19 protein-coding genes are annotated in these 26229 nt (G+C 58.9%); 12 read left to right on the plus strand and 7 right to left on the minus strand.

Annotation, left to right across the window (positions count from 1 at the left end):
- The first annotated feature begins 13 nt into the window (after positions 1-13).
- Positions 14-697, plus strand: a complete 684-nt coding sequence (locus HB393_RS00915; protein ID WP_213803266.1) for a YdeI/OmpD-associated family protein — start codon at positions 14-16, stop codon at positions 695-697.
- A 140-nt stretch (positions 698-837) separates the two neighbouring features.
- On the opposite strand, the gene HB393_RS00920 is transcribed toward HB393_RS00915, so the two are convergent.
- Positions 838-2817, minus strand: a complete 1980-nt coding sequence (locus HB393_RS00920; protein ID WP_213803267.1) for an ABC transporter ATP-binding protein — start codon at positions 2815-2817, stop codon at positions 838-840.
- Positions 2818-2927: 110 nt separating this feature from the next.
- On the opposite strand from HB393_RS00920, the gene hemW reads away from it, so the two are divergent.
- Together hemW and HB393_RS00930 are read left to right on the plus strand one after the other, a co-directional pair.
- Complete coding sequence (gene hemW, locus HB393_RS00925; RefSeq protein WP_213803268.1) at positions 2928-4169, plus strand: radical SAM family heme chaperone HemW; 1242 nt, start codon at positions 2928-2930, stop codon at positions 4167-4169.
- Between the two features lie 138 nt (positions 4170-4307).
- A complete protein-coding gene (locus HB393_RS00930; protein ID WP_213803269.1) occupies positions 4308-4574 on the plus strand; it encodes a hypothetical protein in 267 nt (88 codons plus the stop codon).
- Positions 4575-4604: 30 nt separating this feature from the next.
- Here the strand turns inward: HB393_RS00930 and HB393_RS00935 are convergent, their stop codons facing one another.
- Complete coding sequence (locus tag HB393_RS00935; RefSeq protein WP_213803270.1) at positions 4605-5537, minus strand: metallophosphoesterase; 933 nt, start codon at positions 5535-5537, stop codon at positions 4605-4607.
- 299 nt (positions 5538-5836) lie between these two features.
- Here HB393_RS00935 and HB393_RS00940 point away from each other — a divergent pair, with 299 nt between their 5' ends.
- The gene (locus HB393_RS00940) at positions 5837-6886 is read left to right on the plus strand and encodes a GntG family PLP-dependent aldolase (RefSeq protein WP_213803271.1); all 1050 of its coding nucleotides are present in this window, start codon (positions 5837-5839) and stop codon (positions 6884-6886) included.
- A gap of 148 nt (positions 6887-7034) precedes the next feature.
- On the plus strand, positions 7035-8942 hold the full coding sequence (locus HB393_RS00945) for a diguanylate cyclase (RefSeq protein WP_213803272.1): 1908 nt from the start codon (positions 7035-7037) through the stop codon (positions 8940-8942).
- Positions 8943-9092: 150 nt separating this feature from the next.
- Here HB393_RS00945 and HB393_RS00950 read toward each other — a convergent pair whose 3' ends face one another.
- The 3 genes from HB393_RS00950 to HB393_RS00960 all read right to left on the minus strand — a co-directional run bounded on the left by HB393_RS00950 (position 9093) and on the right by HB393_RS00960 (position 12843).
- Positions 9093-9515 carry a hypothetical protein gene (locus HB393_RS00950; protein WP_213803273.1) on the minus strand — a complete coding sequence of 141 codons (423 nt, stop codon included), beginning with the start codon at positions 9513-9515 and terminating at the stop codon, positions 9093-9095.
- A 1112-nt stretch (positions 9516-10627) separates the two neighbouring features.
- Positions 10628-12424: an ATP-binding protein gene (locus tag HB393_RS00955; protein WP_213803274.1), complete on the minus strand. Its 1797-nt coding sequence runs from the start codon at positions 12422-12424 to the stop codon at positions 10628-10630.
- A gap of 32 nt (positions 12425-12456) precedes the next feature.
- Complete coding sequence (locus tag HB393_RS00960) at positions 12457-12843, minus strand: response regulator (RefSeq protein ID WP_213803275.1); 387 nt, start codon at positions 12841-12843, stop codon at positions 12457-12459.
- Between the two features lie 185 nt (positions 12844-13028).
- On the opposite strand from HB393_RS00960, the gene HB393_RS00965 reads away from it, so the two are divergent.
- The 7 genes from HB393_RS00965 (at position 13029) to phoU (ending at position 19886) form a co-directional block, all read left to right on the plus strand.
- The gene (locus HB393_RS00965) at positions 13029-13772 is read left to right on the plus strand and encodes a response regulator transcription factor (RefSeq protein ID WP_213803276.1); all 744 of its coding nucleotides are present in this window, start codon (positions 13029-13031) and stop codon (positions 13770-13772) included.
- Positions 13773-13826: 54 nt separating this feature from the next.
- Entirely contained in the window at positions 13827-15197 is a 1371-nt protein-coding gene (locus tag HB393_RS00970; protein ID WP_213803277.1) for an ATP-binding protein, read from the plus strand.
- Positions 15198-15339: 142 nt separating this feature from the next.
- Positions 15340-16347 (plus strand): phosphate ABC transporter substrate-binding protein PstS, encoded by a 1008-nt coding sequence (gene pstS / locus HB393_RS00975; protein ID WP_213803278.1) that lies wholly within the window; start codon positions 15340-15342, stop codon positions 16345-16347.
- A gap of 157 nt (positions 16348-16504) precedes the next feature.
- Positions 16505-17575 (plus strand): phosphate ABC transporter permease subunit PstC, encoded by a 1071-nt coding sequence (gene pstC, locus HB393_RS00980; RefSeq protein ID WP_255550699.1) that lies wholly within the window; start codon positions 16505-16507, stop codon positions 17573-17575.
- Between the two features lie 2 nt (positions 17576-17577).
- Entirely contained in the window at positions 17578-18465 is an 888-nt protein-coding gene (gene pstA, locus HB393_RS00985) for a phosphate ABC transporter permease PstA (RefSeq protein WP_213803279.1), read from the plus strand.
- A complete protein-coding gene (gene pstB / locus HB393_RS00990) occupies positions 18466-19224 on the plus strand; it encodes a phosphate ABC transporter ATP-binding protein PstB (protein WP_213803280.1) in 759 nt (252 codons plus the stop codon). It begins immediately after the preceding gene.
- Positions 19224-19886: a phosphate signaling complex protein PhoU gene (gene phoU, locus HB393_RS00995; protein ID WP_213803281.1), complete on the plus strand. Its 663-nt coding sequence runs from the start codon at positions 19224-19226 to the stop codon at positions 19884-19886. The genes pstB and phoU overlap by 1 nt, the downstream gene beginning before the upstream one ends.
- A 4-nt stretch (positions 19887-19890) precedes the next feature.
- On the opposite strand, the gene HB393_RS01000 is transcribed toward phoU, so the two are convergent.
- Positions 19891-23493, minus strand: a complete 3603-nt coding sequence (locus tag HB393_RS01000) for a UvrD-helicase domain-containing protein (protein WP_213803282.1) — start codon at positions 23491-23493, stop codon at positions 19891-19893.
- Complete coding sequence (locus HB393_RS01005) at positions 23483-26209, minus strand: PD-(D/E)XK nuclease family protein (RefSeq protein ID WP_213803283.1); 2727 nt, start codon at positions 26207-26209, stop codon at positions 23483-23485. Before HB393_RS01005 ends, HB393_RS01000 begins: the two co-directional genes overlap by 11 nt.
- Between the last annotated feature and the right edge of the window lie 20 nt (positions 26210-26229).

The following is a 26229-nucleotide window of genomic DNA, read 5'->3' on the forward strand; positions in this document are numbered from 1 at the left end:
CCGGGAGACCTGCATGGCGGGAAGCGCTGCAAAACGATTTCAAGCCATATTGGAACCACTCGAGGGAGGTCTGGGCTGGGTCGTCGCATGGCTTCCATTCGAGGTCGAAACCGCCTGGAAGAAGATAGTACGTCTGCGCGTGAACGTAGAGATCGCTGGTCAGCTCTTCCGCACCTCGCTCTTCTCCGCTCCCAACCGTGGCGGTCACTTCGTCCTGGTCAACAAGAAGATGCAGAAGGCCGCTGGAGCCCGTGTCGGTGGAAAGGTGAACTTCACCATCTCCCCAGACCTGGAAGAGCGTGTTCCAGACCTGCCACCCGAACTAGCCAAAATCCTGAAGGGCCAAAAGGCATTGGCCAAGTGGTTTGCTGGCCTCAGTGATTCCACCCGGTTCGAGATCGCCAAATCGATCAACGAAGTCAAAAGTCCCGAAGCCCGCCAGCGCCGAGTCCTCCAGACGGCCGAGCGGATCATGCTCGCCATGGAGGGGGAGAAGATCCCCCCACCGATCCTGGAACTAGCCCTCAACCGAACACCCGCCGCCCGCAAAGGCTGGGAAGCCATGACGCCAAATCAACGCCGCAGTCACCTGTTGGGTGTCTTCCACTACAAGAGCCCCGAAGCCCGCACCAAACGCGTCGGAAAGCTCATCGACGACGCTCTACGCCTCCGCGCCGAAAAAAATAAACTCCACTAAACGAACTAGATCAAAGCCAAATCAATCCCGCGCCCCACAACAAACCCACTAGGCCCACCCACAGGCAAGACCAAATCGGTGCAATCCGTGCGAATCGGTGTTAAGCCTTTATCCCTTCAGCACGAACCCTCGGAATTGCCTCAGTCGGCACTAAGCGGCTCCAAAGCCCCAGCAGCCCCAACACCCAACTCCTGATCCTTGTATTGCAACTGATACAGCTTCCAGTACAGCCCCCGCTGCGTCAGCAACTGCTGATGCGTCCCGCGCTCCCGCAACTGACCCTTATGCATCACCAGGATCGTATCCGCCCGCTGAATCGTCGACAGCCTGTGCGCGATCAAAATCGAAGTCCGCCCCGTAATCATCTTCGACAACGCCAGCCGCACCCGCATCTCCGTATCCGTATCCACAGACGAGGTCGCCTCGTCCAGAATCAAGATCCCCGGGTTATGCGCCAACGCCCTTGCAAAGCTGATCAACTGCTTCTGCCCGGTCGACAGCGTAGCGCCCCGCTCCCGCACCGGCTCAGCAAACTGCAGCGGCAGCGACCGGATAAACTCGCCGACATTCACATCGTCCGCAGCCTGCTCTAGTTGCTCATCAGTAATCCACTTCGAACCCAGCCGTATATTGTCAGAGATCGTTCCGGTAAACAGGAAAGGATCCTGCAGCACCACTCCGAACCGCCGCCTTAGCGCCTTCAGATCCTGATCCCGCACATCCACGCCATCCACCAGGATGCTCCCCCGCTGCACGTCGTAGAACCGCATCATCAGCCCGGTAATCGTCGTCTTACCCGCGCCAGTATGACCCACGATCGCCGCGGTTTCATCCGGATCCACTGTAAAGCTCACCCCGCACAAAATCCACTCGATATCAGCGAACCCTGCCAGCTCCTCTTCAGTCGCCGTTGCCACCCGAGCCGTCTGCGCCTCGTCCAGCGTCTGGTACGTAAACCAGACACCTCGAAACTCCAGCCGCCCCGACCTATCCCCAGCCACCGGCGACGCAGGAGACACAATCTCCGGCTCCGTATCCAGCAGCTTGAATACCCGTTCGCTCGCCGCCATCGCTGCCTGCAGAATGTTGTACTTCTCGCTCAAGTCCTGAATTGGTCTGAAAAACCGCTGTGCATACTGCATGAATGCGATCAGCACACCCAGGCTCACCGTATTGCCCAGCACTCCAAACCCACCCCGCCAGATCACCATCGCGATAGCAATCGAGCTCAACAGTTCAACCACCGGATAGTACAGCGCATAGGCAAAGATCGCGTCCTTGAACGCGTCCATATGCATCCGGTTGATCGACTTGAAATCGTCGTAAGCCACCTGCTCCCGGTTGAACAACTGCACAATCGCCATGCCGCTTACATGCTCTTGCATGTAGCTATTGATCCCGGAAATCGCGTGTCGAATCCTTCGGTAGCTCTCCCGCACATGCTTGCGAAACACCTTCGTCGCATACAGAATCAGCGGCAGCACCGCCAGCGTCAGCAGAGCCAGCGGCCAGCTCATTCGCAGCATGATGATCACGATAAACGCCAGCACAAACACGTCTTCAAAGATCGCCAGCACGCCCGACGTGAACATCTCGTTCAGAGCGTCCACATCCGAAGTCACCCGCGTCACCAGCTTGCCCACCGGGTTGTGATCGAAGAACGCAGGATGCATCCCCTGCAGGTGCCGGAAGATCTGGCTTCGCAGGTCGAACATGATCTTCTGCCCGGTCCACTGCATCAGGTAGGTCTGCAGGAACTCCAGCGCATATGTCAGCACCAGCGTCCCCAGATACAACAGTCCCAGCTCCGTAATTCCAGTCGCCGGCTCAGGATTCAGATGTCGCGCCAGCCAGTTGCCATGCGCCAACTCCTCTGCCGTCGCCCCGGACATGTAGGTGTCCACCGCCACCTTCACCAGGTATGGTCCTAGAACGTCGCTGCCTGCTTTGAAGATAATCGCAAACGCCGAAAGGGCAGTCTGCACCTTATATGGCCGAAGATAGGTGACCAGCCGCCGCATCAGACGGCCGTCATAGGCCTTGCCAACGATATCATCGTCCTGCGCGATCTTCTTGCCGGAATCCTTCTCCGTCTCTTTGGGCTTCTTCTCGTCTGCCATGCGGGTTTCTATATTCTAGATGTTTTCGACCCAGTATCGGATTCGCAACTAATCAATCGGTCATGAAACAATCAAAGCAGGGAAGCCGCCCAGCCTTCCGACCCAGGCTCATGACCACTCCCCTCGGCGTCTACATCTCGATTCCGTTCTGCAAGGCCAAATGCACCTTCTGCAACTTCGCCTCCGGAGCCTTCGCGCCCAGCCGCATGCAGCGCTACATCGACCGCCTCTGCCAGGAGATCGCCTCCACCCGAGCCACAGCCCTCCGCCTCGAAGCCCAACTCCCGCAACCGCAGCAAATAGACACCCTATATCTAGGCGGCGGAACCCCCAGCCTCCTCTCACCCGATCACCTCCGCCAGCTCTTCACCACTCTCCGCTCCGAGTTCACCTTCAGCCCCGACGCCGAAATTACCCTCGAGTGCGCCCCCGGCCAGCTCTCCGGCGAGACCCTCGCCGAGCTCCTCCGCCAGGGCATGAACCGCATCAGCCTCGGCGTCCAGTCTTTCGTAGACCGCGAATCCGCCGCCGTAGGCCGCCTCCATACCGAGCAGATCTGTCTCGACGAAATAGCCCGCCTCCGCGCCGCTGGCCTCGAAGACATCAACCTCGACCTCATCGTCGGTCTCCCCCACCAGACCGAGTCCTCCTGGCAACACTCCCTCGCCGCCGCCATCGCCATCGGCGCCCCCCACGTCAGCGTCTACATGCTCGAAGTCGACGACGAATCCCGCCTCGGCCGCGAGATGCTCGCCAAAGGCTCCCGCTACAGCGCCTCCTCTGTCCCCTCCGAGGACGCAGCCGCCGACTGGTACCAACTAGCCTGCGACCGCCTCAACGCCTCCGGCCTCCACCAATACGAGATCTCAAACTTCGCCCGCCCCGGCCACCGCAGCCGCCACAACCTCAAGTATTGGAACCGCGATCCCTACCTAGGCTTCGGCCTCGACGCCCACTCCATGCTCCTCACCCCAACCGGAGCCGTGCGCTTCGCCAACACCAGCGACCTCGACCTCTACTCCGCCGACTCCGAAGCCTCCCCCAGCCCGCTCCCGATTTACACGCAAGCCACGCCCGAAACCCTGCCCCCCCCAGAGATCGACCTCGTCTCCTCCGATCAGGCCTTTGAAGAGTCCCTCTTCCTCGGCCTCCGCCTCAACGACGGCATCAACCTCAACACCCTCCGCGACCATTTCGGCGAGGCCCTCCTCCATCAAACCCTGCCCGCCCTCCACGACGTCCACGAAGCTGGCCTCCTCCATCTCACCTCGGACCGCATCGCCCTCACCGACCGCGGCCGCATGGTCTCGAACGAGGTCTTCAGCCGCCTCCTCCTCACCACACCCACTTAAACTTCATAATTTCCAGTCGTGCAGTAAAAAGAGCTCAATTTAGGGATAAAAGTTCCCAGGCAGCCCAACGATCGAGGCAAACTCCGCATCTCACGGCTCAGTTCCACATATCTGAGTTGGGTTTCACCGGAGTTTCTAATGCAATGTATTGCACACATGTGGAGCTCCCCAGACTGCGAAGGCGAGAATCAGTTCGCCCTCTGCCTTAGCCCAACCGACTCGACAGAAGGCGGTGCACCCACCGAGAGCTTCGCCAACGAAGAGGCCCTCTCCCTGCGTCTCACCGACGTAGGCTTCGATACCTCCTCGGTCAGTCTCAATCTATGCAGACTCCGCAGAAGGGAAACCCTCGCCTGGTCGAACACCGAGGTCCCCAGCGAAGTCTTCGAGCACTTCGGAAAATAGCGCCAGCTCAAATCACCGAGGTCGTATCGACTACGTATTCTCCGGCGCCACGCTCTGGAACCCGTAGGTCTCATATCGTGTGATCATCTTGCCATCGGCCACCTTCACCACCGTAAAGCCCTCCGGCGTTCCCAGATGCGTCCCCTTCCACCAGTTACCACTGACCGCACCTCCAGTCGTGTACGGCACTCCGCGCCAGGTCACGGTCTCCCAGATATGCGTATGCCCCTGCAGCACTCCGATAACGTTGTGCTTGTCGAAGATCGCAATCACCTGCTCCGAATTATCAATAGAAGTCCCGCCCCGCCCACTGCGATGGTTCGCCGGTAGCTTCACATACGAATCGATCGCCGTAACCAGCGGAATATGCGTCGAAACAATCACCGGCACCCCCGCTCCAATCTTCCCAAGATCGTCCGCGATCCACGCAAGCTGCGTCTCGTCGATATGCCCGCTATAGCCCGTCTGGTCCGTCGCCGGTAGAACCGAGTCCAGCACCAGAAAATGAACGCCCTTGTGATCGAAGCTGTAATATGCCCGTCCGAAGTGCTCCTCGAACATCTTCTTGCCGTACAACTGATCGCCCTGCGGCGTCGATCCCTTACTGGAGATCCCGAAGCAGTCATGATTGCCGCAGGTGTGATAGACCTTCATCCCCAGATCCTGCTCCGTCTTCCCATACAGATCGAACAGCGAAACAGCGCGCTCCTTCGACACCTTCATCGTGTCGTAAACATGGTCCCCACCCTGAAGCGCAAAATCCATCTTCATCGCACGAGCCTTCTTGAAGGCCATATCGCAACCCTGCGTCGCATTCAGCTCCGGCTGCAAATGCGTATCGGTCACAAAGAGAAACTCAAAGCTATCGTCCTTAGCAGCCGCCAACGCATTGCCGCCACCCAAGGCCGCTGCCGCCGCCGTACCACCAAGTATCGAGAGAAATTGTCTACGCGAAGAGTTCATCCAGCCACTTTACGCAGCACATAAAAACAACACGTTAAAACATCGATCAAAAAGTCCCTCCAACAAGAACATTCTCCATCGAGCCCCAAACCAGCGAAAAGAAAGACAATAGAAACTCCAAGCCCAAACCCAACCCCAAAAAAATCAAAAGAGCTCTTATCAGCCCTTATCCCAAGGATCACCGTTACGCCTCCACTCCCCTCAGAAAAATCGGTGTCATCAGTGCAAATCGGTGTTAGGCCTTTCAAGCACGCCACACAGATACACTCGAAAGAGAACCAAAGGAGCCCTTACCACCCATGCCCGACCTCATCGACCTCCGCAGCGACACCGTCACCCGCCCCACCCCCGCCATGCGCCAGGCCATGGCCACCGCCGAGGTCGGCGACGACGTCTACGGCGAAGACCCCACCATCAATAAGCTCGAAAAGTCTGCCGCCGCCATCTTCGGCAAAGAGGCCGCCATCTTCGTCCCCACCGGCACCATGGGCAACCAGATCGCCATCCGCATCCACACCCAGCACGGCCAGGAGATCATCTGCGAGTCCCGCGCCCACATCTTCGACTGGGAGATGGCCATGACCTCCGCCTTCTCCGGCTGCCAGTGCCGCACCGTCGCCGCCGAACGCGGCATCCTCACCTGGCCCATCATCGCCTCCGCCATCGGCCCTAAGATCTACTACCGCGCCCAGACCGCCCTCATCTGCCTCGAAAACACCCACAACATGGCCGGCGGCACCGTCACCCCGCTCGCCACCATGCAGGAGATCTGGGCCGGAGCCGCCGAAGCCGGCCTCCCCGTCCACCTCGACGGAGCCCGCGTCTTCAACGCCGCCTCTGCCCTCAATCTCTCCGTGGCCGAGCTCACCAGCGGCTTCGACACCGTAAACTTCTGCCTCTCCAAAGGCCTCGGAGCCCCCGTCGGCTCCATCCTCGTCGGCACCGCTGAGCACATCGAACAAGCCCGCATCCACCGCAAGGCCCTCGGCGGAGGCATGCGCCAGGCCGGCATCATCGCCGCAGCCGGCCTCATCGCCCTCGAACAGACCCCCGCCCTCCTCCCCCAGGACCACGCCAACGCCCGCCTCCTCGCGGAAGCCGTCGCTGCCCACCCCAGCGCCACCATTGATCTCGAAGCCGTCCAGACCAACATCGTCATCTTCACCCTCACCGGCAACGGAGACGCCCCCGCCTTCTGCGCCGCACTCAAACAGAAGAACGTCCTGGCCAGCGCCATCGGCCCCCACTCCGTCCGCTTCGTCACCCACTACGACGTCAGCCGCTCCGACTGCGAACAAGCCGCCGCTATCGTCTCCACCCAGCTCGCGGACCTCAAGCCAGGAGCCTAGCCTGCATCTTTAAGATCACTCCAGCGGAGCACATAAACCATTACGTCACTATCTGCCCGACACAGCAATCCGTCGAGGCTAACTCTTTGGTCATAACGATCTTATCCAAATCTCCCACAAACCTGGATACGGTTTGTATGCTTAGCACATGCCTGCATGTCTTTCCTCCTTCGCCCGCATCGTCGCCATTGCTGTGGTTGCACTCGGCGTCGATTTGTCGCAAGCGAGCGCGAAGATCACGCCGGGCTCTCCCTTCATCATCGAGGGCCTCGGCAACGGAACCGCCATCCTCGACGGCCCTTGGCAATTCCATCCTCGAGACGACCCTGCATGGGCAGATCCCACTTTTGACAGCTCTTCCTGGGAGCAGCTCACCGCGGAACGGCCTTGGGGCAAACAGGGCCATGCCCACCTCACAGGCTTTGCCTGGTACCGGTGCTCCATCACCCTTGCCCCAACCCCTGGCATGCCGCCGCGGTATTCGCTTTTGGTTCCGCATATCGATGATGCATACGAAGTCTACTGGAACGGCGTACTCATCGGACGGAACGGGAAGCTCGATCCTCATCCGGTTTGGTACTACTCTCAGTCGGCGCAGACCTTTGACCTTGGTGAGGTCCAGCACGGCGTTCTAGCCGTCCGCGTCTGGAAGGCACCTCTACTCTCCGATGATTCCGCGGAGGGAGGTGGCTTTGAGTCAGTCCCTCTGATCGGAAGCCCCGAAGCCATCGCAACAGCTAAAGCTGCGCTCGACTATCAGTGGCTCCGCAGTCGGCAATTCCTCTTTGGCGAGAATCTTCTCTGCGCCCTGGTTGCGTTCTTGAGCCTTCTCCTCTGGTTGCGAGATCCTACCCGATGGCTCCTGTTCTGGATGACAGGCTTTGCCATTGTTCCTCCGGCCAATCTTCTGCTCCTGAACGCTCACCTCCCTTACTCCTACGTTCTGGCAATGGGAACCGCGCAGGTCCTCTCCTCCATGCGCGACGTATCGCTTTGGTTTCTCCTCCTCTGGCTTCTCCTTCTCCATGAAAATCGTGCGATAGCCCGGCTTACCCGTATCCTTGCTTGCATCTGCCTCGCCAACGGCATCCTGGACGGAGTGTTGATTTCCGTGAGTTGGAACCCGCAGTGGAGCGGGCTGGTTCAGACCGCCGATGCCGCATCGGCCTTTCTCTATACCCTTCTCGAAGCCTTTCCCTTGGTCCTGGCAGGCTACGCATTTTTCCATCGCAAACAGCTCGACTCGACCCGCTGGTTGGTGGCCATCGCCGCCTTCCTCGACGAAATGATGATCGTCTTTCGCAATGCCGTGAAACAGGGTCGTCGATTCACCGATTGGCCTATCGCGTTCAGCATCGACTCGCCCCTTTTTACGGTCGGGGGTAGTGCAATCTCTCTCTACACTCTCGTCGGAGCATTTCTCCTCGTCGCCATCGTCTACGCCGTCTATAGCAGCGTTCGCGACGACCAGCGCCGTCAGGAAAAACTGGAACTGGAGAAGACGGAACTGATGCGTGAGAGCGAGCGGATACGTCACTACGCCGAGCACGACGGTTTGACCGGTCTTTGGAATCACCGCATCATCGTTGAGCGCTTACGCCAGGAGTTGGAACGCTCGCGCCGCAATGGCCTGCCACTCAGCGTGATCCTGATTGATATCGATCACTTCAAAAAAATCAACGATACCTTCGGCCATCTGGCGGGAGACCTCGTGCTGAAAGAGCTCAGCGCAATCTTTATGAGATCTTTGCGCACCTACGACTGTGGCGGACGCTACGGCGGCGAGGAGTTTCTACTTATCCTGCCAGGTTGTGGAATGGAAGGTGCGCTTATTCGCGCCGAGGAACTGCGCCAGGCCGTGCAGTCGGCGCGCATCATGGATGGCGAGGCCACGCTGAAGGTGACCGCAAGCTTCGGTGTAGCCTCGGAGTTCACCCCAAGTTTTGAGTCTGAAACCGTAATTCGGGTCGTCGACACAGCTCTCTATCGGGCCAAAAACAGTGGGCGCAACTGCGTCGCCTTGGCTGAAATCAACCTGCCGCTTTACGAAAGCTAAAGCAATTCTCCCGAAGGGATGGAGGAGAAAATTCGAATCTGAATGCTGGAACCTTGGAGAGGATGCGGCTTCATCAGCTACATCCCCTCACAAGGGAGTGCTACGCCCCAGGTTCCCGAACTATCGAGTTGTATCACCTGGAAGCGATGGTTATTCTGCGAATGCCGCTTCCGTCTCGGTCCGCACCTTTTTCACGATTCGGGTCCACACCGGATTAGTCTTGGATGGATCCCACGTCCCGTCTGCCACGGCCGCTTCATAAGCCGCACCCTTTTCCTGGCCTTCCTTGTAGGTGGAAAGTTCTTTTACCAGCTTGAAGGCGGCGGCAATCACTACTCCCACATCGTCCTTGAGCTCCTCTGGAACCGTGGCATAAACCTCGGGCTTATGCTCTTCGATCCACTGGAACGCGATTGGCAAAACAACGGAGCTTACCCAGTCGCCATAGGCGTTCAAGGCTTCCATTCCTGTAATCCACGACGGATGCATCTCCCAGTCCCGCGGAGTCGCGTGAACTTGAGTCTTCTTGTGGTGAGGCGAGCAGTACTTGCACTCTACCTTGATATGCGACATGAACATTCTCCCTTTGCTGATGACGTGTTGGTTGAACAGCATGGCCCGGCGACGATCACAAGAATCGCCCGAACCACATTGGTTGAGATGGAAATGAGATCTTCTACAGGGGAGCAGTGCTTCGAGGGGAGCAGCGTTTCGGGTTCGTGGACCTTCATGGAAAAGTGCCAAGTCTATAACTAGTTTCGGCGATTCCATGCCGTATAGGTCGGACGATACCGTTGGACCGCCCAAACGCCTCTGCACTTGAGGCACTTAGTACATCTGTTGGCACCTCGTTCTGCCCATCAGGGACTTCTCCTGCAGATTCCTCTTAGCGGTGATCATGCGGTACGGATCGATGTGCGAAGTCACCACTCATCATCACGTACCCCACGAAACGGAACTGGTTCTCTCGACCGGCTTCACAGACAGTCCTGCGCGACGACTCGATATAGAGCCTATCGACGCAAAGGCTTTGCTGCATGAGGGATTCTATAGAACGTTCGTATTACTGCGATTAAAAGATGTGCGCATTCGTCGACGAATATGGCGTGGCATTCTGACGCGAAAGACCAGCCAAAGATGCCATCGCTATTAGCGGAGTTGAAGACATGCCATCAATGCAGATATCGACCGACTAGATCACACATCGACGGATAGACCATGGCGAAGCGACCGATTTGTCTGCTCGACTCTGGATGGACCCAGGAACCTTTTCTACTCGCTTATATTTAAACGGTCGATCTGCCAACAAACGAATGCGACTGATCACACCAATGGAGCAAAGGGCTGAAGCTGTCAGAAAATGCCTGATAAATCCCATCGATTTACGGGCATTAAAAGTATGTTTCGCAATTTTCCCAGCAAAAACCCTTGTCAAGCCCCAAAACAATCTAACTGACTAGAAACAAAGGAATTACAAGTGGCACTCTAGTTATGGTCAATCTTCTAAAATAGAAACAGTAGAGAAAAAAGAGATAGGCCCGCAAAACATCGGGCCTATCTCTTTTGTTTGCACCTATTTGGACGCAAGCCGCTTGTTTGGAAGATTTTGCGGAGGGGACGATGCGATAAGCCGAACGATCGAAACAGCTTACGCCCAGGCAAGGGGGGAGGGGTAGCCGCCAACTCTAGTCGCCACCCGGCTGCATAGTGGGCTTGGAGGCTAGAAACACGCTCACCGTCGACCCATGGGTCGACTCCGACGTATCGCTCTCGATCCGGATGCTGCCGCCATGCTTGTTCACGATGCCGCGGCTCACCCACAACCCCAACCCCGTGCCATTCTCACCCTTGGTGGTGAAGAACGGCTGAAACATCTGTGCCTGGATCTCCTTGGGGATTCCCGGCCCATTGTCTCGAATCTGCACGAGGGCGCCTGCCTCGGTCCGAAGGCCGCCATAGCCCAGCCCCGCAGGCTCGGGAGCGACGCTGACCCAAACCGCCCCGCCTCGGCCCGTAGCCTCGGCCGCATTTGTGATCAGGTTAGTAAACACCTGCCGCAGCTCGGCAGGGAAGCCGTCGACCACGATTCCCGGAGGCATATCGGTATGGAGCGTGACGCCCGTATCGGTCAGCCGCCGCTCCATCAGCAACAGGATCTCGTGCAGCATCTCGCGAAGATCCACATGGACCGGCGTCTTCGACTCGCGGTAGAGTCCCAGCATCGCCCGGCTGATCTGCGTCACCCTGGCGAGCTCTTGCTCGGCCATGGCCATGAACTGCTTCGCCTCTTCCTCGCTCGCTCCCGTGCGCATGAGGTAGAGAAGGTTCGAGACCGAGTCCAGCGGATTGTGGATCTCGTGCGCGATCGTAGCTGCCAATCGCCCGGCGACCGCCAGCTTCTCGTTCGCCAGCAAAGCATCCTGGGTTCGCCGCTCCATGGTCACATCGCGGAACACCAGGACGATCCCGATCATCTCCCCCTTTATGTTCATGATCGGAGCGCCGCTGTCGGCAATATGCAACTCGGTCCGGTCCTTGCGAATCAGCACAGTATGATTCGCAAGCCCAACGATTCCTCCAACCCGCTTCACCTTGGCAACCGGATTCTCCACGACCGCCCGAGTCGTCTCATTGACAATCTCGAATACCTTCTCCAGCGGCACGCCCGAAGCCTCCGCCGATGTCCAACCCGTCAGATCCTCCGCAACAGGATTCATCATCTGAACGCAACCATCGGCATCGCAAGCGATCACGCCATCGCCAATAGAGGTCAGCGTGGTCCGCAACTCCTGCTCGGAGGCATAGATCTCGTCCGCCCGTCTCTTCAGCATCTCCAAAGAATTCTTATAAGCATCGGATACCGCATGAAGTCTGCTTCGCGTGAACAGTCCGATCAGCACGCCCATCACGATCGCAAGCAGGAAGATGCCCCAAAGCATGATGTGAACCTGCGAGTGCCAGGTTGCGATCCGATCTGCCCGCAGATTCTGTGCCTCCTGAACCACCATGCCCAGGTCGCTGCGGATCGCATCCATCAACAGCTTGCCGTGCAGATTCTGATCCACGTCATTCGCTTGTCCACCTCCGCGAATTGTGGCGATCACAGGCTCGGCGAAACCTACTTGCCAGGTCTCATAGGCATCGCGCAGATGCTCTAGATGATCCTTCTGCGATTGATTTGCCCCAGGAACATTCTCGAGCGCAGAGAACTGCCTCTTGAGATCCGTCTGCGCATTCGTATAAGGAGCCAAAAAGCGATCGTCCGAGGTAGTCTGGTACCCGCGCAGACCAGTCTCCTCATCCAGGATCAACTTGGTCAGCATCGTTGCCTGCGCAATCCGCTCATCGGACTGCTGGATCAGACCGACGGTGCTATTCGCATTCCGAATGTCGACATAGAGCGCTGCCGCAAGCAGCAATAGCGCCAATACCGGCAGAAAGAACACTTGCAGGAGGATTTGCTTGAACTTGCCTAGATCCACGTCACTCTCATTTGTTGAGCTTTTAATAGCCCCTAGCTCGTTTGATTTTCTGGCACAGGTACAGTCTTCAACAAGTCGCCAAGCTTCTTCAGAAGCATGTCAGGCCCTTCACCTTTGGTCATATAGAGATTGACCAGGGAGGTCACATCGGAAGGAAGACCCACATAGGCTGAGAGCAGTAGAATCGGAACCTGCGGTTTGACCTCTCGCATCTTGGATGCAACCTGGCCGCCGTCCATTCCTGGCATGGAGTAGTCCAGTACCACTGCCTCGACCGGCTCCCTCTCGAAGACTTCGATTCCTCCGGCTCCGTCTTGAGCCGTTAATACACGGTAACCGGAGCGCTCCAAAAGCAACTTCCGAACCTGGAGACCGACGGTTTCATCGTCGACACAGAGAACGAGGCGGGATTCAGTCATGGAGAGCCTTTTTGAACACAAAATTGCTGTAAGTTCATCAATAGTATACGTCCAACATGAGAGGTGCGACTGTCCACAGACACCTCGAGCGGTGGTTTTCGAGCGGATTCATCGTATGTTCGCAATTTTTTTCATCTGATGCGCTAACCTTGTCATCGTAAGTTCACGCAAATGAGGTTCTAGCATTGAGTCAGACGATCTTTGTGTTGGAAGATGACGCCGACATCTCCCGGCTGGTGCAATACCATCTTGAGAGTGCCGGATTTACAGTTCGTCCGTATCTGGCCATCAACCAGATCCTCTCCGATGCGGAACGGCAGCCGCCTGCGCTCTTCCTGCTGGATATCATGGTTCCAGGTGGGGATGGCCTCGACCTTTGTCGGCGTCTGCGCCAGAACCCCTTACTGAGCATTGTTCCCATTATCTTTCTGACGGCCCGCGCCTCGGAGAACGACCGCGTTCATGGTCTAGAAATGGGAGCCGACGACTATATCACCAAGCCCTTCGCGACACGCGAGCTGGTCGCCCGCGTCAAAGCCGTCTTGCGGCGCTTCGAACGCCCCAGCGTGCCCTCTGTGATCCGGTTCGAGCATATCGAAATCGACGCGAACGCCATGCAACTCCGTGTTGACGGAGAACTCGTAACCACCACCGCGACGGAGTTTCGTCTGCTCGACTATCTGGCTCGTCACCCGGGCCGGGTCTTCAGCCGCGATCATCTCCTCGACGCGGTCTGGGGCGATGCGCGCTTTGTCACGCCTCGGTCGGTGGACGTGTACGTACGCCGCATCCGCGAAAAAATCGAGGCCGACGCGGAGACGCCGCGATATCTCAAGACCATGCGTGGCGCAGGCTATCGCTTTGAGATTCCCAAGATGACCCAACCCCTCCAAACTGTTGCAACCGCTGAGGCCCAGGCAAAGGTTTAAGGTTAAAGCTTCGAGGTTCAATCTGAAGAGTGGTCAGGCAACATCGGGTGAGCTGTGACTCGCAGTCTTTTCTTTTCTTTCTTTGTTCGCATGACCATCGCACTGGCTCTCGTCGCCATCATGCGCGTATGGTTCATGCCGTATGGATGGATTCCCGGCGTCCTTCTGGTCATCGCCTGGGCCGCCATCAACGCGTTGTTGCTCGCGCGTTCCGTCCGTAAAAATATCTCCGCGCTTCAAGCCTCTACTGCTGCTATCGCGGAGCGTCCGATTGGGCTGCACGACCAGCACTATCAGGATTTTGACGGTCTAGCCCACGCCATTTCGACCGTCTCGGCGCACGTCGAGCGTGTCCTCGCCGATGCCTCCGAGAGCCGCAACGAGCTCGTAGCCATGATCGACAGCATGCAGGATGCAGTCGTGGCCGTGGATCAGGCTGGACGCATTCAGTGGGCCAATCAACACATGCAGCAACTCGTCCCCGGAGCATCGCTTACCGGAGCGGTTCGTATCGGACACGCCCTCGTCCAGACCATCCGCGACCCAGACGTACTGCAATGTGTCCGCACAGCGCTCGAAGACCGGGTAGTAACCGAACGGCGATCTACCTCTCTGCTTCCTGGGCGCATCTTTGAGATCATCGCCTCTCCCATGCCTGGCGGAGGTGCTGTGGCCGTTCTCCATGACATCACCCGAGTCGAACAGCTCGAACGCACCCAGCGGGACTTCGTGGCCAACGTCTCCCACGAACTTCGCACTCCACTCACCTCCATCACCGGTTACGTCGAGACCTTGCTCGATCACGAGGCGAACCTAAGCACTCAGGCCCGCGAGTTTCTTACAACGATTCTCAAGAACGCAACCCGCATGAACCGCCTCACAGAGGACCTTCTCGTGATGGCCCGCGTCGAATCGTCCGAGCAAGAGCTTCACCCTGCTCCCATCGCCGCAGATGTCCTCGTACGTGACGCCGTCCAGGCCATGAGCGGTCTGGTACAGGATGCGGAAGCTATTCTGGAGATCGGCGAGACCACCTCATCCCAGGTCTTTGCCGACTCTGACTCGATCGTGCAGGTGCTAAGCAACTTGATCGAAAATGGAATCAAGTACGGTCAGCCAAGTGCCAATGTTCGCTCGCGCGTCGTGATCACTGCTCGACAAATATCAGAACCCTTCGACGCCGTTGAGTTTCGAGTCCGAGACTTCGGGCAGGGAATCGCCTCCGAACACCTTACCCGCATCTTCGAGCGCTTCTACCGGGTCGATAAGGCTCGCTCCCGGGAGTCCGGGGGGACCGGTCTTGGCCTGGCGATTGCTCAACATGTGGTGCAATCTCAGGGGGGAACCATCCGGGCAGAAAGCGAGCTTAATGCCGGAAGCACTTTCATCTTCACTTTGCCCCGGGCACCTTATCCATTCCATTGAAACGGTTTATCCGCGTGTTTATGCAGATGTAACCTTCCCGTAACATATCGTCTGCACACTTGAAGTGTCGGCTCATGGATTGTCCGAAAGAATATTCCCTAGCCCTCTCCACTTCCAGCAGCCATAAGTCGTAAGGAGACGTATGAATCTGAAGTTCATCGCAGCAGGCGTATTGGCAATTTCGACCATGGGCGCCACTGCCCAAAATATAAACGGCGCCGGCGCTACTTTCCCCAACCCCATCTACTCCCGATGGTTCAGTGAGTATAGCCAGGCGCATCCTAACGTTCACATCAACTACCAGTCCATTGGCTCCGGCGGCGGTATCCGTCAGGTCTCAGAAGGAACAGTAGACTTCGGCGCGACCGATAGTCCAATGACTGACGAAGCGATCAACAGTGCCAAGGTCAGGACGATGCATATCCCCACCGTTCTGGGTGCGGTAGTGCCCGTGTATAACCTCAAGGGGATTACCCAGGATCTGAACTTCTCTGGTGACGTCATCGCAGACATCTATCTGGGTAAGATCTCCAAGTGGAGCGATCCGCGCATTGCGAAGGACAATCCAGGCGTAAAGTTTCCTGACGCCTCCATCCTTCCGGTCTATCGCTCTGATGGAAGCGGCACCTCTTTCATCTTTACCGACTTCCTCTCTAAAGTGAGCCCTGACTTCAAGAGCAAGGTCGGCGCTGCGGCCTCGGTCAAATGGCCTACCGGAATCGGTCAGAAGGGCAACGAGGGTATCGCTGGTATGGTTCGCCAATCGCCAAACTCTTTTGGTTATGTCGAGCTGATTTATGCTCGCGGCAACAATATGCAATTTGGTTCGGTCAAAAATGCGGCGGGCAAGTTCGTCAAGGCCAGCACAGATGGTGTAACGGCCGCTGCCGCTGCTGCCGCCAAGACGATGCCTGCCGATTACCGCATCTCTATTACCAACGCACCCGGCGCAGCCTCGTATCCTATCTCCAGTTTCACCTGGTTGCTCATTCCCACCAAGTCGGTAGACTCTGAAAAGGCGAAGGCTCTCGCAGAGTTTCTCGTCTGGATGCTCGACAAAGGAGAGGGTGAAGCCGCCAGCATGACGTACGCGCCACTTCCTAAGCCTGTTCAGGATATGGTTCGTAAATCCATCGCCCAGGTCAAGTAATGCAAGGGAGCGATCGCCGCACAGGCCTCTAGAAGGGTCTGTGCGGCATCTCCTTTCATTGAGTGAGAAACAGATACAATCGCCTCGTACCTTGAGAACGCAGACGTGACGAGGAAGAAATTCAGAGAATTCAGATCAGATCCTCAGGAAGAAGAATTTGTCTCTCACCCGCATGACGACTGAACGCGAACCCGGGACTCCCCTTACTTTGCCCTCTCTCGCACCGGCCCAGTTTGCGGCTCCCCCTGGCCCAGAGCCTGTTGAAGCCGGACCTTCCCCTATTCGCGAATTTCTCAGCAAGCGAGGCAGCGGACGGTTTGCGGACAGTAGTTTTGCCGCGGTCATGCTCGTATGCGCGCTGAGCATCTTCGCTATCGTCCTCTTCATCTTCTTCATTCTCATCAGCCGCTCCAAGCTGTCCTTGACCGCCTTCGGCTGGAAGTTCTTCACCCGCGAAGCCTGGGATCCGGTCGCAGGTGACTTCGGTGCGTTGCCCTTCATCTTCGGCACGCTTGCCTCATCCTTTTTGGCGCTCCTGATGGCTGTACCCCTGGCGTTGGGGGTAGCGATCTTCCTCACTGAGCTATGCCCTCGCCCTCTGCGTGCGCCTATCTCCTTCCTCACAGAGTTGCTCGCCGCGATCCCCTCGGTGGTCTACGGACTCTGGGCGGTCTTCGTTCTGGTCCCCATCATGCGGGACAATCTTGGCCCTTTCCTCTATAAAACTCTCGGCTGGACCGGCTTCTTCGAGGGCTCGAATTTTGGCGTTGGCCTTCTCACAGCCGGCATCATCTTGGCGATTATGATTCTGCCCATCATCTCGTCGCTCACGCGCGACATCATGACGGCGGTGCCCAACAGCCAGCGCGAAGGTGTCCTTGCTTTGGGGGCAACTCGCTGGGAGATGATTCGCACCGGAGTCCTGCGCAACTCGCGCATCGGGATCGTCGGAGCCGTTATGCTCGGTCTTGGCCGTGCTCTTGGGGAGACGATGGCCGTCACCATGGTCATCGGCAATCACCCCAACATCGGTAAATCTCTCTTTGCACCAGCCAATACGCTTGCCAGTGTGATTGCAGGAGAGTTCTCTGAGGCCACCGGCGATCTCTATCTCAGCGCCCTCATCGAGATCGGTCTTGCGCTCTTCCTCGTCACCATCGTGGTCAACGCCATCGCACGGTTGATGGTCTGGGCCGTTACCCGCGGCGCACCGGCAAGGGTAGCCTGACCATGAACAAACTTCCGATGAATCAGCCTAAACCCTCCGCGATTAATACCCTGCGTCGTCAAGGGATGAACCACCTTGTCACCGTGCTCTCCGTTCTAAGCACCATCCTCGTCCTTGCGCCGCTCGTCGCGATCCTTGTCTATCTCATCTACAAGGGCGCTAGTTCGCTCAATCTTGCTTTCTTTACCCACATTCCCGCTCCTGTTGGCGAACCAGGCGGCGGCATGGCGAACTCGATCGTCGGCTCCGGAGTGATCCTGCTCCTGGCCAGCCTTATGGGAATTCCGATCGGCATTGCCGCAGGGATCTACCTGGCGGAGTTCGGCCGTGGCCGGCTGCTTGCGAACGCCATCCGGTTCACCGCCGATGTTCTCAATGGCGTCCCTTCCATCGTGATGGGCATCTCCATCTACTCGCTCATCGTCATGCGTCAGAAGCACTTCTCGGCGCTGGCCGGCGGCGTCGCACTCGCCATCATGATGGTTCCGACTATCACCCGCACCACTGAAGAGATGCTCGCCACCGTTCCGCACGCGATCCGCGAAGCCGCTCTCGGCCTTGGAGTACCCAAGTGGCGCACGGTTCTTTCGATCAGCCTGCGTACTGCATCCCCGGGGATCATCACTGGTTGTATGCTCGCCTTCGCCCGGGTCGCCGGCGAGACGGCGCCGCTTCTGTTCACGGCTCTCGGCAATCAGTTCTGGAGCTTCAAACTCAACGAACCGATCGCCGCTTTGCCGCTCCAGATCTACGTCTACGCCATCTCTCCCTACGACGAGTGGCATCGCCTCGCATGGGCTGGTTCGCTCGTCCTCATCGTAATGATCATGATTGCAGTCACGCTCGTCCGCATCTTCGCCAACCGCGGCGTACTCAAAGGAGCAAGCTAAGTGGGAGTCGGAATCCAGGTCGAGAACTTGAACGCATGGTACGGGAACACGCACACGCTGCAGGATATCAATCTGCACATCCCCGCCAACCATGCGACCGCCCTCATCGGCCCCTCTGGTTGCGGTAAATCTACCTTCGTTCGCTGCCTCAACCGCATGCATGAGACGAATCCCATCGCTCGTGCCACCGGCACTATCAGGATGGGTGACCTCGACGTCTACAAAGATGCCTCTCCGGTAGAGATCCGCCGCCGCGTAGGCATGGTCTTCCAGCGCCCCAATCCCTTTCCTACCATGTCGATCTACGATAACGTCGCCAGCGGCCTTAAGCTCAACGGCTTTCGCAACCGCCGCATTCTGGATGAGACCGTCGAACGCTCGCTAAAGCAAGCCGCCCTATGGGAAGAGGTCAAGGACGACCTGAAAAAGAAATCCGGCGCCTCGCTCTCGGGTGGACAGCAACAGCGTATGTGTATCGCACGGGCCCTCGCAGTCGATCCTGAAGTTCTGCTCATGGACGAGCCCGCCTCCGCCCTCGATCCCGTCTCCACCTCCAAGATCGAAGACCTCATCTTCCAACTGAAGTCGCAGTACACCATCGTCATCGTCACGCACAACATGCAGCAGGCCGCGCGAGTCGCCGAGAATACCGGCTTCTTCCTCAATGGTAAATTGGTCGAATTCGACTCTACTCACAAGATCTTCACCAATCCTCGCGATAAGCGGACTGAAGATTACATCACCGGGAGGTTTGGCTGATGCGAGTCAAATTCCACCAAAATCTCGACGGCCTCAAAGAGAAGCTTCTCGTCATGGCTGGCATGGCGGAGCAGGCGATTCAACGGTCCATCGAAGCCTACCGTACCCGCGACCTCAGTATCTGCGAGCTCGTCTTCCGAGCGGAGCCCTCGATCAATCGCCTCGAGCGCGAGATCGACCAGATGGCTCTCGACCTCCTCGCCATGGAGCAGCCGATGGCCATCGACCTCCGCTTCATCCTCTCAGTCATTCGTATCAACGCCGATCTCGAGCGCGTAGGCGATCAGGCCGTCAATATCGCCGTCCGGGTCCGTGAAATGGGTGCCTTCGCGAACATCGACCTTCCCGTCGATATCCCCAAGCTCGCCTCACTCTCCGCTGCCATGGTCCGCAAAGCGCTCCAGGCCTTCATCGAGGCCGACGCCGAACTCGCCCAATCCGTCCTCCAGCTCGACGACCAGGTCGATGAGATGAACGACGCAGCCTTCTATTCGCTTAGCAATCTCATCAAGGAAAAGCCCGAGCTCACCCCCCAATCCCTCAACGCTCTCATCATCGCCCGCAACCTGGAGCGCGTCGGAGATCACGCCACCAACATTGCGGAGGACGTCATCTTTTGGGTTCGCGGCAAGGACGTGCGGCACAACAGCGTCGTAGTCTAAGTAGCTACTCGGCTCGCCACCATAACAACTTCGGTAGCATCGGATAATACAGGCCTACCCGTATCTCTTCTACCGCGGCCCCCGACCGAACCATCCGCGCATAAGCCTCCATCTGTGGCCCATACTTCGCACGTTCTCCCTCCAGAAATGCCTCGACTCCTCCGCGTCCGTGGTCGGTCGTTTTGTAATCCACGATCCAAAGCACATCGTCGCCAGCGGCCAGTGGCGTACTGCCTGCGCGAAACATCCTATCCAGCCTGACAGCCCGCCGCCGTTCCTCCCACGACGTCAATCCCAACTCGCTCGCTCCCTCCGTCCTCGCGCCGAGCACCCAGCGTCCTTCCGCATCCTGCAGTGCATTCTTCAGTGCCTCTCTCACCCGCAAGGACAACCTCTCCAAAGAGGTCGGCGGCAACCCATCGCCGCGCAGCACAGCCGCAATCCGTGGCAGCCAACCCTCCACCTCACTCAGCAGCGCTTCGTCCGACAGGCCACGACCCATCAACTCCGCGGCCTTCTCCAGAAACGCATGCACGGCATTCCCTAACGACCGAGCCTCAAACGAGCCCTCCGGCCTCTCAAAGTAGGACCCGCCCACTATCTCCCGAGCATCCTCGGATGAAAACCGCACACCCGTCCCATACCTGGCCCCCGGGTCAAACTCCAGCGGCAGCCGCTGCAACAAGGCCGGGCGCGGACTCTCCTCCTGCGCCGCGAGATCCCCGATAAACCCGTCCTCAACAGGAGTCCGGGAAGGCATCACCACCAAGTCTCCCGGCGCAACTGGCATCGCGTCAAAGTGCCTCTCCGCAGCAGGCCAGGCCGCGGCCAGCAGGCTTCCAAAAGCCTTGGCGACCCCGCCCTCTGCGGTCGCTGCAGGAGCCGCGAACAGATGCAACTCCTCCCGTGCCCTGGTGCAAGCGACATAGAACAAGCGCTTCCTCTCCGCAGCCTCTCGAGCCCGGTCAATGCTCTTCAACCATGCATTCAGTTCCTTCGATCCCTCACCCTTACCCGCGATGGGAGCCAACACGACATGTGCCGCCGCCTGGTCCGCCGAGTCGAGCTCATTCCACTCCATCAGCTTCGCCTTGTTGGACTGAGACTGCCTCTCGAGCCCCGGCACCATCACCACATCCCACTCCAGCCCCTTCGCCCCATGGATCGTCATCAGATCCACCGCGCCCGCACTCACCGCAGCCTCGGCGTAGAGCCGCTTTAGCCTTCGTTGCAGCAGCGCCAGATCCATCCACTTCGCCTCTTCCTCCACCTCGTCGAGCAGCGCCAAATACCGTCGAGCATTTACGAGCTCCTCCGGCTTCAGATATGTATCCCCTCCAAGGGAGCGCCACGTCCGTTCCACCCACTGTGACGTCGTCAGCCGAGCCCGCATCTCCGCCGCCGCTCTCATCACGGACCAAACCCGCGCCAGCCTCGCGCATCCATCTTCACTCAGCAGATCTCCGCGCTCGGCAACGACATCCTCGATGCACCGCTCAGCCCAGTCTGTATCGTCCGCGCCAGTCAGCACATGTAGCTCCGCCAATCCCAGCCCACACCACGGAGCATGCAGCACCGCCAACCAAGCCACGCGGTCTGCCGGATGCAGCAGCGCCCGCGTCAGGGCCAGCAGATCCAACACCTCTTGACGATCGTTCAAAGGTTCAATATCAACAGCACGAAAGGGAACCGCTCCGCCCCCGTCCTCTCTCTTGAACGCCGTAACAATATCCGCCAGATGATTTCTGCTCCGCACGAGCACTGCAATCTTCCAAGGCTCCCGACGCCCCACCGGAAGAGGTCGTGCCAGCCAATCCTTCGCAATCGCCCGCACCTCCTCTGCATCCGCCCTCGCCTGCCGCCTCCGAGCTGCCTTCGTCTCTTCGATCCCTCGTGCAAAAGGCAGCACCGCCGCATGCCAGACCGCGCCCCGCCCTCCCACCTGTGTCGCTCCTACCACGGTCTGCGCCTCGACATAAGGCACCTCCTCCGGATGAGCCTCATTCACCTCCCGCGGAAACAACAGAGAGAAGTCCCGGTTGAACTCCTCCACCAGCTCACTCTGTGAACGGAAGTTCGCCGTGAGCCGTAGGCACCCCACTGGCAGCTCCCCCAAGCGCTCGGTCAACATCGTCCGTACGAACCGTTCCACCCTCGCCTGACGGAAGAGATAGATCGACTGCTTCGGGTCACCTACCAGAAACACCGTCTGGCTCTGCCCATCCCAGCCCTGCGTCAGCAGCTCGATCAATGCATACTGATTGGTCGAAGTATCCTGCATCTCGTCCACCAGCAAGTGCTGTAGCCGCATCCCTAGAGCTGATGCCAGATCTTCTACTCCTCCTTCCCGTTGCAGTGCAGCCTTGGCGAGCAGTCCCAACTGCGCAAAATCACACTCTCCCCGCTCTGCAAACACTACCTCCAACTCCGCCAGCGCCCGTCTCAAGACGCGAAACAGCGCCTTTGCTACTAGCCATTGTTCCTGCGGATACACCGCCGGCGGCAACGTCGTCACTTCCTTGATCGCCTGCAGCACCTCATTCCGGCCGCGCAGCGAATCCAGAATCTCCCGCAACCGAGCCCCGTGTTGCCTATCCAGCTCGAACCGCAGCCAGTTACTCCGCAACCCTACGCGCCAATCCCCATCACCCTTAATCAGCAGATGAATCAACGCCCGCCAATGTTCCAGATGCTCCGCCGTCTCACCTGGAGAGTCATGCAGTCCCGCGCACATCGCAATTGGCGAGGGCTCGCCGTTATATCCCGGCGCATGCCCCATCTCCCCTGCGAGCATCGCTAGCTCTTGCAGGATCGCATCCGGAACCGTCTTGGAGAGATACGTCAATCCCTCGCAGATCGCTCTTTCCAGCGCAAGCTGCAGCTTCGGCAGCACCGTTCCATCTAGAAACGCGTCGTCCAGCTCTCGGCCCAACGGAACCAGCTCTCCCCACTGATCTCGCAGAGCCAGCATCCCTCCGATGAGCTGCTCACACTCCGCCAGATTTCCGTCGCGATGAAGCAATACCGTCCGCAGCGAATCGTTCAGGCTGGCATCGCTGCCGCCGAGTTCCATCAACGTCCGCCGCGCCGCCTCCCGGTAGAGCATGGAGGCATCTTCCACCGGAGCCTGCCCGCCTGCACCACCCGACAACACCGGCAGCGCCCTTACAATCTCCGCGCACACCGAGTCGATCGTCTGCATCTTCAGCCGTCGGGGATTCTCCAACAACCCCCACCCAAGCTCTCGATCCCTCTCCAGCACAGCTTCTGCCAAGGATCGTGTCGCAAGCTCGAACTCTCCCTTCGTCGCCTCTTTCCGCGCCGCTGCTTCAAGTTGAGCGACCACCCTCTCTCGAATCTCGGTCGTGGCCTTCTTCGTAAACGTGATCGCCAGCACCTGCCCGGGCTCGTCGACGCTCTCATCGGCGAGTAGCTTCAGGTAGCGCTGAATCAATAACCCCGTCTTACCTGAACCCGCTGGAGCCTCTACAATCCACGAGCGCCGCACATCCAGCGCCTGCTCCCGCTCACGAAAATCGGGTGCCTTGCCTTGAACAGAAGATTCAGAACTCTCGGCCCGAGGCACTACAAAAAGATCAGCCACCATTCACCTCGCCCGCTCCATCCTGATCCTCCTCGTCATCCTCAAGCAGCGATATATCCAACCTGCATAGCATCCTCTGACCACACCGCTCACAAGTCATCGGATACCGCTTCGGCCTCACCCGCGCATCGCCCTCGTGAAACTCCGTCGCCAACTGCACCAGCACCCGGCGCCACTCTTCCACCTGAGCCTCGAGCGATAGCGCGGTTCTCGCAGGCTTGGTCAACACCCCCTGCTCCGATGCGTAGCCCTTGATCCCCCCTTGCTCTCCCGCCCGCACGAGAGCAAACGCCACCCCCTTCAACTTGTCCGTCTCTGCCAATACGGCGTACAGCGGTAGCTGTGGAGCGTCCGGTCTCTCCGTAAGCCAGTCCTTTGGAGCCGCAGCACCTGTCTTGTAGTCCAGGATCAGCTCCCCCGCAGCAGTCACATCCACGCGATCCACCCGCACATCCAGCCGCAGCGGGCCAACATGCTGGTCCTTGAACTCCTTCTCGCTCAGCTTCACCGAGAAGTCCGGGCGCTCCATCTCCAACTCCAGCCACGGCTCCAGCAGCCGCTTCAACCGGTCCCGCTGCACCTCAACGTAGGCTGCATCCCAGCTCGTCGTGCTCGACTCTGCCGTCTTCTTCAATGCCTCGGCGATGCAGTAGTCCAGAACCTCGTTGCGTTCCTCAGGAGTCATCGCCAGCAACGTACTCTGCGTCTTCACTGCATCCCAGAACCGCTCCAGCACAAGGTGCACGACCGTACCGCGCTTTCGCGCATCCATCCCCAGCTCCACTGCCTCCAGCTCGGAAGCCCAAAGCCGCTGTTCCGCAAAGGCCCGAAACCCGCAAGCCGCCTGCAACTCCAGAATTCTTGCTCCGCCACGAATCACCCGGTCGGGCACCGGCCGCACCCGCGCTGCATCGTCCAACTCCTCTAGCGCAATTGCACTTCGTTCTGCGTCGACTCCGGCTAACTCCGTAACCTCAACTCTTTCCAGCCCCAGATTCGTAAGCACCGAAGAAGATTGCTGACGCCCCTCCGTAGTCTCTTTGGCATAGCCGAAGATCACCGTACCGGCAGACGTCGCAATCCGTTCCGTCACCCGCCAGGAGTAAGCCCTATCTCGTTCCTGGTTCACCCCAGGCATACCCAGCTCGCGCTGCAAACTCCACGGCAGCAGGGAACTGCTGCCCACCGCCATCGGCCAGCTTAGATCGCCCGCCCGCAAGAACCACACTGCATCAAACTGGCTGCCCGCCGCCTCCAACGGTCCCATCACCTGTACCGGTGCCTCTCGCGACTCCGGCGCAAACACCGTTCGCCGTGCAATTCTTTCCACCTCGTCCAGAGCCTCTCCAAACTGCACCCGTGCTCCATCGAAGTCCAACGTAGCCAGCTCGTCCAGAGCACTCTCCCACTTCTGCCGCGTCTGGAACTCCAGGGTGTCTTCGCCTCGTCCGGACACCCGCTCCACGCCCCATCCCGCCGTCTCCAATAGATCTCGCATCCGTGCCGCCCACTCGGCATAGGATCGCTGTTCGTCCCCCTCGAGTCTTCCAGCCGCCACAGCTCGCATCGCCCGCAGCCGGGTCGTCAGCCTGTCCAGCCTCGTCCGTCTTCTGGATCGCTCCAACGCTCCCACCATCCACTCCAGTGAAATTTCCGGGCGGAGCATTCTCGCCCGCCGCAGCTCGAACGCGTCAAACTCTGCCCGTGCGCTCCGCTCTCCCTCCGCCATTGCAAAGTAAGGGGACAGCAGCAACCCACTCACCCTTTCCGTCGGCAACACCTTCACAGCCCAGCGCAGCAGTTCCACCGCGACCAGGACCATCGGAGTCTCCGCCAGAGCCACCCCCACGGAAAACTCATAGGGCTCCCGCCCGCTACCCGCCTCGATCCGCTCCAGCTCCGGCGCCAGTACCTCACGGAAGATCCGGTCGATCTGCGCACGCTGTCCTTCCAGTCCCGGAACGATCACACCCACCCGCCCATCCGACCGCAACTCCAAAAACTGCCTCACCCACCGCGCACAGGCCCGCAGCTCCTCCCGCTCGTCCGCACCCTCGACCAGCACCCGTTCCCCACCCTCAACCGCGACAGGGAGCTCCTCAACCGAACTTCCCGCAGCCCGCAAAGCCTCCACCAACCCCATCTGAGCCGGCGTCAGCGCATCGAACCCTACCAGCACGATCTCGCCCACCTCTGGCTCACCAGCCGCAAGACTCTCCCGCAGCGCCTCCTCCAACCCCGCCTGTGTCAGCAGCCCGTCCACCCGGCATCTCCGCTCGAACACCTGCGCCCACCGCTGAAACGCCCGAGTATCGGTACTCACCGCCAGTTCCCGCAGCCTGCCCTGCCCGTTATAGCTGCACAAAAACCGCCAAGCCCCAGCCGCCATCTCTGCCAACGACTCCACCGACCGCAGGCTCTCCAACTCCTTATCCGCCTCCAGCACCCCACGCCAGACAGCCAACTCCTGACTCCGGTTCAGTAACATCTTGCTGGCCCGCCCTGCCACGACCATCCGACTCCACCACCCTGAGGTCCACGCATCCCAGGCCATCACCCGAGCCGGTTGCCAGCTCTTAGCCCCCAGCGCTCGCTTCCGCCGATCGAACCCGTTCCGCAACGTCCGCGCCGCCCGCTGGTTTCCCGTGACAACAGTCGCGCCGCGCTCCAGCGCCTCTACGATCTCCCGAGGAAGCAGCTCCTCAACCCGAGCATCCATACCTTCGGTTATACGCTCCG

Origin of the sequence: Granulicella sp. dw_53 (assembly GCF_018449545.1) — a bacterium.
In the GTDB taxonomy this organism is placed as follows: domain Bacteria; phylum Acidobacteriota; class Terriglobia; order Terriglobales; family Acidobacteriaceae; genus Edaphobacter.

Bases quoted from the DNA above. Each gene is read 5' to 3' on its own strand.
- HB393_RS00915 (WP_213803266.1), top strand. From the start codon at position 14: ATGGCGGGAAGCGCTGCAAAACGATTTCAAGCCATATTGGAACCACTC.
- HB393_RS00920 (WP_213803267.1), bottom strand. From the start codon at position 2,817: ATGGCAGACGAGAAGAAGCCCAAAGAGACGGAGAAGGATTCCGGCAAG.
- hemW (WP_213803268.1), top strand. From the start codon at position 2,928: ATGACCACTCCCCTCGGCGTCTACATCTCGATTCCGTTCTGCAAGGCC.
- HB393_RS00930 (WP_213803269.1), top strand. From the start codon at position 4,308: ATGCAATGTATTGCACACATGTGGAGCTCCCCAGACTGCGAAGGCGAG.
- HB393_RS00935 (WP_213803270.1), bottom strand. From the start codon at position 5,537: ATGAACTCTTCGCGTAGACAATTTCTCTCGATACTTGGTGGTACGGCG.
- HB393_RS00940 (WP_213803271.1), top strand. From the start codon at position 5,837: ATGCCCGACCTCATCGACCTCCGCAGCGACACCGTCACCCGCCCCACC.
- HB393_RS00945 (WP_213803272.1), top strand. From the start codon at position 7,035: ATGCCTGCATGTCTTTCCTCCTTCGCCCGCATCGTCGCCATTGCTGTG.
- HB393_RS00950 (WP_213803273.1), bottom strand. From the start codon at position 9,515: ATGTCGCATATCAAGGTAGAGTGCAAGTACTGCTCGCCTCACCACAAG.
- HB393_RS00960 (WP_213803275.1), bottom strand. From the start codon at position 12,843: ATGACTGAATCCCGCCTCGTTCTCTGTGTCGACGATGAAACCGTCGGT.
- pstS (WP_213803278.1), top strand. From the start codon at position 15,340: ATGAATCTGAAGTTCATCGCAGCAGGCGTATTGGCAATTTCGACCATG.
- pstA (WP_213803279.1), top strand. From the start codon at position 17,578: ATGAACAAACTTCCGATGAATCAGCCTAAACCCTCCGCGATTAATACC.
- phoU (WP_213803281.1), top strand. From the start codon at position 19,224: ATGCGAGTCAAATTCCACCAAAATCTCGACGGCCTCAAAGAGAAGCTT.
- HB393_RS01000 (WP_213803282.1), bottom strand. From the start codon at position 23,493: ATGGTGGCTGATCTTTTTGTAGTGCCTCGGGCCGAGAGTTCTGAATCT.
- HB393_RS01005 (WP_213803283.1), bottom strand. From the start codon at position 26,209: ATGGATGCTCGGGTTGAGGAGCTGCTTCCTCGGGAGATCGTAGAGGCG.